This window comes from Pseudonocardia sp. TRM90224 (genome assembly GCF_021245725.1).
Lineage (GTDB): Bacteria > Actinomycetota > Actinomycetes > Mycobacteriales > Pseudonocardiaceae > Pseudonocardia.
Map to the genome: position 1 here is coordinate 20,577 of NZ_JAJGSX010000068.1, position 9,774 is coordinate 30,350.

Below are 9,774 nucleotides of genomic sequence, written 5' to 3' on the forward strand. Positions count from 1 at the left end.
CTCCGTTGGAGATAGGACGTGGGATGTCCTACGTTGTGGCGGGACAGTAGGACTCGACCGACCGGCGAGTCAAGGCCACCCCGGGACGACGTAGGATGTCCTGCGGTCTCGGCAGCACCTGAACGGAGTCGAGTTGGTACGCCCTCAGCGCAACGACGAGATCACCAGGCGCATCATCGATCTGATCATCGAGCGCGACCTGCCGCCCGGTGCGCCGCTGCCCACCGAGCTGAGCTTGATGGAGGACATCGGCGTCAGCCGCAACTCCGTCCGCGAGGCCATCAAGTCGCTCCAGGCCCTCGGCATCGTCGAGATCCGGCACGGCTACGGCACGTTCGTCGGCGACGCCGGCTCGTCCGCGCTGCAGACCTGGCTGCTGTTCCGCACCAGGACCCGCGGCACGAGCGACGTCGGCCGGGTGCGCGACCTGCTCGAAGTGCGAGAGATGCTGGAGACCGAGCTCACCCGCCGGGTCGCCGAGCACCACCGGCCCGAGCTGATCGACGAGCTGGAGGCGCGGGTGGCGCGCATGCGCCAGGGCGGCGACGACCGGGCGCTGGCCGACCGCGAGTTCCACGACCTGATCTGCGCCGAGGCCGGCATCGACCTCGCCCGCGAGCTGACCGGCCTGTTCTGGGACGTCTACCAGGCTGCCGAAGCCGAGATCGGCGGGCCGGGAGCCTCCGCGGCGAGCACCGCCGAACGCCACCAGCGCATCGTCGACGCACTCATGCAAGGAGATGCCGACGCGGCCGCGGAGGCCGTCCACCGGCACTTCGACGAGGTGCGCCGACGGGCGAAGGCCGGGGCGTACGGTGCGGCGCCGCAACACGCGCCGGCAGAGGCCTGACCGCGCGGTCCGCACGCGAGGGCAGGAAAGCCACTTTCCTGCCCTGTGAGGGCCTGAAAGTGGCTTTCCTGCCCTCCCCGACTCCCGTGCACCTCCGGGGTGCACCGGAAGGGTGGGGCGCCTGGGGAAGGCGGGGAAGGGCGGTCAGCTCCCCCGGATGTTGCCGGCCAGCTCCTCGGCCTCGGCCTGCGTGAAGTTGCCGCCGATCTGGAGCGACTCGCCGGCGATCGGCTCCACGATGAGCGGCGCCGAGACCACCACGCCGTCGACCACGATGGCGAGCTGCCGGTTGACGTTCGCCGCGGTCAGCTCGGCGAACCGACGGCCCGTGTCGGCCGAGTAGTCGAGCTGCACGACCCAGCCCGCTTCGTCCAGCTCGGCCTCCACGCGTTCGAGGTTCTCGAGCGTCAGGAGTGCCGGGCCGACCAGGTAGTCGGTGGTCTTCTTGCGATCGGGGAGACGGGTGCCATCCCCGTCGACCACCAGGTGGATCGTCACCGGCTTGGACGGCGGCGCCGGCGCCTTTTGCGCGGCGGCCGCACAACCGGTCGACAGCAGGACAACCGCAACAACAGCCACGACGAGTGCTCGCACGTCGGCGATCATGCCGTGAGCCGCGACGCTGTACGTCCCTGGGCACCCCGTCGGGTCAGGCGTCCCTACGGCGCACGACGACGAGCGCGACGGCCAGCACAGCCGCCACCACGGCCAGCGCGTATAGCAGCGATCCCCACGCCTCGAACGGCATGTAGCGGGCCGTCCAGACCCCGGTCGTCGTGTTCGAGACGCCCTGGGTGAGGAATCGGTTCGCGTTGACGAACGGCAGCCACGCCCAGATCCGCTCCCCCGCGCCCGGGATCCGGCCGATCAGGTTCTCCGCGACGAGCACCCAGATCGGCACCAGCGGCACCACCACGAAGGCGCGCCGCACCAGCAGACCGAGCGCCAACGCGAAGATCGCGACGACGGCGAGGAACGCGCCGACCCCGGCGACGGCGCGCCACTCCCCGAGGGCGGTGATGGCCAGGTCGGACCGCGGCTCCATCAGCCGCAGAACCGCCCACGACACGAACCCGACGACGAGCCCGACGAGCACCGCCGCGGCGGTGACGACCGCCGCCTTCGCGAGCAGCGCGGGCGTTCGCCGCGGCTGCGCGAGGAACGTGGCGCGGATGGTCGAGTGCTTGAACTCGCTGGTGACGGCAGCCGCGCACATCGCCCCGACCAGGACGGTGCCGACACCGGTGCCGACCACCGACAGGACGTCCGTGAGGTCTGCGAACCTGACCCGGCCGTCGTTCGGCACGGCGAGGCCGAGGAGCACCGTCACGCCCGCGACCAGCGCAAGCGTCACCGCGCTGCACCACCACGGCGAGCGGCTGGAGAGCAGCTTGATCCGCTCCGCGACCAGCAGCCCGCGCACCGCTCCCCTGCCCGGTGGCGGGGCCGGCCGGACCCGCTCGGTGGCGGCAACAGGAGCCGGATCGGGCGCGAACCCGGCCGCGATCTGGACAGTCGGACCGTGCGCGACCAGCCGGCCGCGATCGACCACCACCAGCTCGGTCGTGCTCTGTGCCAGCTCGACGTGCAGGTTGCTCGCGACGAGCACGGTGCGCCCTTCGGCGGCGAGCGTGCGCAGACACGTGCGCAACCAGCCGACACCTTCCGGTTCGAGCCCGTAGAACGGCTCGTCGAGCAGCAGCACCTGCGGGTCGCCGAGCAGCGCGCCGGCGATGCCGAGCCGCTGCAGCATGCCGAGCGAGAACCCGCCCACCCGCTTCCCGGCCACGGAGGTCAGCCCGACGAGTTCGAGCACCTCGTCGACCCTGCCGTCCGGTACGTCGCCGGCGGCGGCCAGCCACCGCAGGTGGGTCCGCGCCGAGCGGGCCTTGTGCACCCACCGCACGTCGAGGTGGGCCCCGACGGTCCGTAGCGGGTGCTCCAGATCGGCATAACGGGTGCCGTCGATCCGCACGTCACCGGCGGTCGGGTGGTCGAGCCCGACGACCACCCGCAACGTCGTCGACTTGCCGGCGCCGTTCGGCCCGAGCAACCCGGTGACGGCCCCCGACGGCGCAGTGAAGGAGAGGTCGTCGACGGCCGTCACGGCGCCGAACCGCTTCGTCAGGCCGGTCACTTCGATCATGGTGCTGCTCCCTTCACCGCGCGCAGCGGGCGCCGGCGGCCGGCAGCTCGAGATCGGCGAGGTACCGCACGACGATCTCGTCGACGCACGCGTTGGACAGGAAGGCGGTGTGGTCGTCGCCCTCCACCGTCAGCAGCACCCCCTGCAGCGCCGCGGCCAGCGCGACACCGGCCTCGTACGGGGTGGCGGCGTCGCCGGTGGTGGAGACGACCAGCGTCGGCGGAAGGCCTTCGACCCGCAGCTCGTGCGGGGTGTTGCTGGGCACCACCGGAAGGAACGCGCAGGCGCCGAGCGCGGCCACGGGGCCGCTTCCCGGGTCGGCGAACGGCGCCGCGGCAAGCTCCTTCGCCGCCTGGTCGGCGACCGTCGCACGATCGGTGACCAGGTCGCCGTCGAGACAGTTGACGACCTGCAGCGCACCTTCGGGCCGCTCGTAGCCGCCGTTCGCGAAGTCCTGCCACTCGTCGGCCATCTGCAGGAGCGGCGCGCCGTTGCCGGCCGCGAGCGCGCTGAGCGCGTCGGCCAGTCGCGGCCATTCCGTCGAGCGGTACATCGACGAGATGACCGCCGACACCGCGTCGGTGTACGAGAGCGTGCGCGCCCCGACGGCGACCGGAGCCGCGATCAACGGCCTGGTGAGGCGCTGGAACGCACCGGTCGCCGCGGCCGGGTCGACGCCGAGCGGGCAGCTCGGCCACGCCGCGCACTCCGTGGCGAACGCCTCGAAGGCGCGCTGGAAACCGGCGATCTGCGCGAGGGACGACTCGGCGGCGCTCTGCGCGGGGTCGACCGCGCCGTCGAGCACCATCGCTCGCACGTTCGCCGGGAACGCCTCGGCGTAGAGCGCACCGATCCGCGTGCCGTAGGAGAACCCCACATAGGTCAGCGCGCGGTCGCCCAGCACGGCCCGCAGCACGTCGAGGTCGCGCACGACGTCGCGGGTGCCGGCGTTGGCCAGCACGTCGAGGCCACCGGAGAGCTCGATGCAACGCTCGGCGTAGCGGCGGTTCTCCGCCTCGGTCTGCGCCACACCCTCCGGCGACGGGTCCATGTCGGTGTCCGCGCGGTCGGCGTCGCGCTCCGGCGGGGTGGCGCAGCTCAGCTGCGGTGTGCTCGCACCGACCCCACGCGGGTCGAACCCGACGACGTCGAACGGCCCACCGTCGAGGCTGTCGCCGGCCCAGCCGGCGACGAACGACAGCCCGGAGCCGCCGGGCCCGCCAGGGTTCAGCACCAGCGACCCGATCCGCTCGGCCGACCTCGTCCGCACCCGCATCACGGCGACGCTCGCGAGGCGCCCCTCCGGAGCCGCGTAGTCGAGCGGCACGTCGAGCCGCGCGCACTCCAGCGACGGCTGCTGGTAGTCGGCCCGTTCCTCGTCGGTGGCCGCGAACCCGACGCACGGCCCCCATTCGAGCGTCTGCGCGTAGAACCGCTCCAACCCGGCCGGCACCACCGCCGGCCCGGCATCGACCCGCGGGCCGGCGCCCGCGCACGCCGCGAGCAGCAGCGTGCACCACAGCACCACCGCGCCCCGGGCAAGCCTGGGGCGCGCCGTCCCCCCACGGCGTTCCACACAACGGACGATACGGGGCTGCGCCGACGTGTGCGGCGTGCACACGTTGCCACGGCGCGCCTGGGCGCGGTGTCCAGCCCCGGCGCCGCGCGCTGGGTACGATGGCGTCCTGATGGCCGACGGATCGATGGGCACTGTGTCCTGCGCCCGGGTGCGAGTACCCGTGCGCCGCTGAGGCGCGCACGTCCGTCCATACTCGCCCGATCACTCCTGTGAGTTCGTGATGCCATCTGCCGACCTGCCCGAAAAGCCCACGTTGGACGGCCTCGAGGCCAAGTGGTCCCGGTTGTGGGAGGAGCGCGGCACCTACCGGTTCGACCGCGCCATGGACCGTTCCGCGATCTTCTCGATCGACACGCCGCCGCCGACCGCGTCCGGCGCGCTGCACGTCGGACACGTCTTCTCCTACACCCACACCGACCTCGTGGCCCGCTACCAGCGGATGCGCGGCCGCGAGGTGTTCTACCCGATGGGTTGGGACGACAACGGCCTGCCCACCGAGCGCCGCGTGCAGAACTACTTCGGTGTGCGCTGCGACCCGGAGCTCCCGCACGACCCGGGGTTCGCACCTCCGGACCGGCCGCACGACCCGCCCGTCGCGGTCTCGCGGAAGAACTTCACCGAGCTCTGCCAGCTCGTCACAGCGCTGGACGAGAAGGTCTTCGAGCAGGTGTGGCGGCAGCTGGGGCTGTCGGTCGACTGGTCGCTGACCTATACGACCAGCAACCCCGTCTCGCAGGCCGTGTCGCAACGCGCGTTCCTGCGCAACCTCGCTCGCGACGAGGCCTACTCGGCCGAGGCGCCGACGCTGTGGGACGTCACCTTCCAGACCGCCGTCGCGCAGGCCGAGCTGGAGGACCGCGACCGGCCCGGCGCCTACCACCGGCTCGCGTTCGCTCGGCCGGGCCACGATCCCGTGCTGGTCGACACCACCCGCCCCGAGCTGCTCCCGGCGTGTGTCGCGCTCGTCGCCCACCCCGACGACGAGCGGTACGCCGCGCTGGTCGGCACCACCGTCCGCACCCCGCTGTTCGGCGTCGACGTGCCGGTGCGCGCGCACCGGCTCGCCGACCCGGAGAAGGGCACCGGCATCGCCATGATCTGCACGTTCGGCGATGCCGCCGACGTGACGTGGTGGCGCGAGCTGGACCTGCCGATCCGCGCGGTCGTCGGGCGCGACGGCCGGTTCGCGGCCGAGCCACCGGACGGGCTCGCCGGCTCGGCGCGCTACGCCGAGCTGGCCGGGCGGACCGTCAAGCAGGCCCGCCGGCGCACCGTCGAGCTGCTCCGCGACTCCGGCGAGCTCGTCGGCGACGTGCGGGAGATCGTGCACCCGGTCAAGTTCTACGAGAAGGGCGAGCTGCCGCTCGAGATCGTCACCAGCCGCCAGTGGTACATCCGCAACGGCGGCCGCGACGAGGGCCTTCGGCAGACGTTCCTCGCGCGTGGCCGTGACCTCACGTGGGTGCCGGAGTTCATGCGGCACCGCTACGAGCACTGGGTCGCGGGCCTCACCGGCGACTGGCTGATCAGCCGGCAGCGGTTCTACGGGGTGCCGTTCCCGGTCTGGTACCGGCTCTCCCCCGACGGCGTGCCCGACCACACCCACCCGCTGCTCCCGGCGGAGGCGGACCTGCCCGTCGACCCCGCATCGGACGTCCCGGCCGGGTTCACCGAGGCCGACCGCGGCCGGCCGGGCGGCTTCGTCGCCGACCCCGACGTCATGGACACCTGGGCGACGTCGTCGCTGTCGCCGCACATCGTGTGCGGCTGGGAGCGCGACCCCGACCTGTTCGCGCGGACGTTCCCGATGGACATGAACGCGCAGGCGCACGAGATCATCCGCACCTGGCTGTTCGCGCGGGTCGTCCGCGCGCACTACGAGAACGGCGAGCTGCCGTGGAAGCTGTCGGCGATCTCCGGGTTCGTCGTCGACGCCGACCGCAAGAAGATGGGCAAGTCGACCGGTAACGCCACCACACCCACCGCGGTGCTCGCCGCGTACGGTTCCGACGCCGTGCGGTGGCGGGCGGCGGGCGCCCGCCCAGGGCTGGACTCGCCGTTCGACGAGACGCAGATGAAGGTCGGGCGCAGGCTCGCGACGAAGCTGCTGAACATCGGCCGGTTCGTGCTCGGGCTCGGCGCCACCACACCCGACCTCGACGCCGTCACGGCGCCGCTCGACCTCGGCACGCTCGCCGCGCTGCGTGAGGTCGTCGAGACCGCGACGGCCGCGTTCGACGCCTATGACTACACCAGCGCGCTCGAAGCCACCGAGCGGTTCTTCTGGACGTTCTGCGACGACCACGTCGAGCTGGTGAAGGACCGCGCCTACGGCGGCGACCCGTCGGCGACGGCCGCGCTGGCAATCGCGCTGTCGGTGCAGCTGCGGCTCTTCGCGCCGTTCCTGCCGTTCGTCACCGAGGAGATCTGGAGCTGGTGGCAGGGCGAGAGCTCGGTGCACCGGGCGGCGTGGCCGGTGCCATCGGAGCTCGGACCGGACGGCGACAAGGAGCTGCTCGCCGCCGTCGGCGAGGCGCTCTCGGCCGTCCGCGGAGCGAAGACGGACCGGAAGATGTCGATGCGCACGGCCGTCGAACGGCTGGTGGTGCGCGGACCGCTCGCCGCGCTCGACCGCATCGCGGCCGCCCGGACGGACCTCGTCGCGGCGGGGCGCATCGGCACACTCGACCTCGTCGCCGACGAGGCAAGCGTGGCGCCGACCTACGAGGTGCCATAGGACGCGCCGACCTCCACACGCACCACGGTGACGGGCGGGTGAGTCGACACTTTCAGCACGGCGAGTCGACACTTTCAGCACGGCGAGTCGACACTTTCGGCACGGCGAGTCCCACGTTTCAGCGGGTGAGTCGCGCGTTCGGGAGCGGTGAGTCGCGCGTTCGGGCGCCCGACGACCGATCCATTTCCGCGTTGACGGCGGTCCACATGCCCATGAGCCTTCCTTCGACCATGCGCGCCCTCCAGCAGACCTCCCTGCACGGGCCGCAGGACATGCATCTGATCACCGACGCGCCCGTGCCGAGCCCCGGCCCGGGTGAGGTCCTGATCCGGGTCATCGCGGCCGGCGTCAACTTCGCCGACATCTCGAAGGCCGACGGGACGTTCGGGAACGGTCCGCAGCCCCCGTACCTGGCAGGTTTCGAGGCGGCCGGCGAGGTCGTGGCCGGGCCGGAGCCGGGACGTCTGGTGGTCGGCGTCGGGTACGGAGCGTTCGCCGAGTACATGGTGCTGCCAGCGGCGATGCCGGTGCCGGCCGGTTGGACGGCGGAGCAGTCGTTGGGGCTGGTCGTGAACTGGCCGACCGCGCTCGCCGCGCTCAAGCCGCTGGGCCGCGTCGCCGCCGGGGAGACCGTGCTGGTCCACGCTGCGGCAGGCGCGACCGGGCAGGCCGCGGTGACGATGGCGAAGCACTACAGCGCGACCGTCATCGCCGCAGCGGCGCCGGCCAAGCACGACGTCGTACGCGCGCTGGGCGCCGACCACCTCCTCGACTCCCAGGACACCGACATCGCCGCCGAGGTCCTGCGGCTCACCGCCGGCGCCGGCGCCGACCTGGTACTGGAGTCGGCGGGTGGGGCTGCCTTCGCCGCCGGTCTCGCCGCGACCAAACCGGTCACCGGGCGGATCGTCGTCTACGGCCTGGCCGGCGGCGACGCCGCGATCACCAACCGGGAGCTGGTGTACCGGCACCAGGTCCAGATCGTCGGGCTCAACATCGGCGTGCTGATCCAGGCCGCGCCGCAGGTCTTCGCCGAGCTCATGGGCGAGCTGGCCGCCCTCATCGCGGCCGGGGTCGTCACGCCCGCCCGCCCCACGGTCCACGACCTGGCCGACGGCCCGAAGGCGCTCGCCGAGCTGCGGTCCAGGTCGACCGTCGGCAAGCTGGCGCTGCGGCCCTGACCTGCGATTCGATTCCTTCGCACCGGCGCCCCGGTCCTCATGGGCGGCGGTTCCGACCCGCGGGACCGATCCGGACGAGGAGCAGCGCATGGCAGGCACGCAGACGGCAGCGGGGTTCACGAGCGAGGGGTTCACGGCAGAGACCCAGCGGTTCCGTCGGGAGCTCCTGGCGCACTGCTACCGCATGGTCGGCTCGGCGCACGACGCCGAGGACCTCGTGCAGGAGACGTACCTGCGGGCCTGGCGCTCCTACGCCTCCTTCGAGGGCCGCTCGTCGGTCCGGTCGTGGCTCTACACGATCGCCACCAACGTGTGCCTGACCGCGCTGGAGCCGCGCCGGATCCGCGTCCTGCCCTCCGGGCTGACCGGCCCGGACGACGGATCCGCGGTGTCCTGGCTGGAACCGTTCCCCGACCGGTGGGTCACGCCGGCCGCCCACGACCCGGCCGCGACGGTGGTCGCGCGCGAGTCGGTGCGCCTGGCGCTGATCGCGAGCCTGCAGCACCTGCCCGCCCGGCAGCGCGCGATCATCGTCCTGCGCGAGGTGCTGGCCTTCTCCACGGCCGAGACCGCGCAGATCCTCGGCACCACCAGAGCAGCGGTGAAGAGCGGCCTGCAGCGCGCCCGCGCCCGCCTGGAGGAACTGGGCCCGCTGCCCGACGACCTGCTCGAACCGACCGACCAGCGGGCACGGGCCCTGCTCGACGGCTACATCGCGGCGTTCGAACGCTCCGACGCCGGGCTGCTGGAGCAGGTGCTGCGCGCCGACGCCACCCTGGAGGCGACGCCGTGGCGCGACTGGCAGGCCGGCCGGGTCAACTGCATCCGAATGCTCGCGACGTCCGTGCTGGGCGCGCCGGGCGACTGGCGGATGCTCGCCACGACGGCCAACGGCCAGCCCGCCGCCGCCGTCTACTCCCGCGCCCCGGACGGCACGTTCCAGGCCAACGGCATCGTGGTGCTGGCGGCCACCGCCACCGGCATCTCCCGCGTGACCGCATTCCACGACGACCCGGCCGTGGTCGCGCTCTTCGGGTTCCCGAAGGAGCTTCAGCCCCACATCTCGGCGGGTGAGTCGCGCATTTCGGAGCGGTGAGTATCGCGTTTGGGCGGGTGGAGATGGGTTTTCGACGTGGTTCGTTGGGTGGGTTCGTGACGGATGGGCTCGCGGCTGTGGTCCTGTCGGGCTTGGTGGTCGCGTTTCTTAAGGGCGCCCTCGCCGGGCGGGCAGATCTCCGGGATGGGTTGGGTCGTGCCATCCCGTCGACCTCCTTGGGGATA

General features: G+C 72.5%; 6 protein-coding genes and 1 pseudogene. 4 read left to right on the forward strand and 3 right to left on the reverse strand.

The features are described from left to right. The first annotated feature begins 133 nt into the window (after positions 1 to 133). A complete protein-coding gene (locus tag LL648_RS41525; RefSeq protein WP_232668482.1) occupies positions 134 to 850 on the forward strand; it encodes a FadR/GntR family transcriptional regulator in 717 nt (238 codons plus the stop codon). A 144-nt stretch (positions 851 to 994) separates the two neighbouring features. On the opposite strand, the gene LL648_RS41530 is transcribed toward LL648_RS41525, so the two are convergent. From LL648_RS41530 to LL648_RS41540, 3 genes and pseudogenes are all read right to left on the reverse strand, one after another. Continuing rightward, positions 995 to 1,444: a SecDF P1 head subdomain-containing protein gene (locus tag LL648_RS41530; RefSeq protein WP_232668483.1), complete on the reverse strand. Its 450-nt coding sequence runs from the start codon at positions 1,442 to 1,444 to the stop codon at positions 995 to 997. Between the two features lie 904 nt (positions 1,445 to 2,348). Further along, positions 2,349 to 2,996, reverse strand: a pseudogene (locus LL648_RS41535) (ATP-binding cassette domain-containing protein); the annotation flags it as partial. Positions 2,997 to 3,009: 13 nt separating this feature from the next. Beyond that, positions 3,010 to 4,572 (reverse strand): alpha/beta hydrolase, encoded by a 1,563-nt coding sequence (locus LL648_RS41540; RefSeq protein ID WP_232668484.1) that lies wholly within the window; start codon positions 4,570 to 4,572, stop codon positions 3,010 to 3,012. Positions 4,573 to 4,795: 223 nt separating this feature from the next. On the opposite strand from LL648_RS41540, the gene valS reads away from it, so the two are divergent. The 3 genes from valS to LL648_RS41555 all read left to right on the forward strand — a co-directional run bounded on the left by valS (position 4,796) and on the right by LL648_RS41555 (position 9,589). Next, the gene (valS, locus tag LL648_RS41545) at positions 4,796 to 7,312 is read left to right on the forward strand and encodes a valine--tRNA ligase (RefSeq protein ID WP_232668485.1); all 2,517 of its coding nucleotides are present in this window, start codon (positions 4,796 to 4,798) and stop codon (positions 7,310 to 7,312) included. 230 nt (positions 7,313 to 7,542) lie between these two features. Beyond that, entirely contained in the window at positions 7,543 to 8,493 is a 951-nt protein-coding gene (locus LL648_RS41550; protein ID WP_232668486.1) for a zinc-binding dehydrogenase, read from the forward strand. An 88-nt stretch (positions 8,494 to 8,581) separates the two neighbouring features. Beyond that, entirely contained in the window at positions 8,582 to 9,589 is a 1,008-nt protein-coding gene (locus tag LL648_RS41555; protein WP_232668487.1) for an RNA polymerase subunit sigma-70, read from the forward strand. The last annotated feature ends 185 nt before the right edge of the window (positions 9,590 to 9,774 follow it).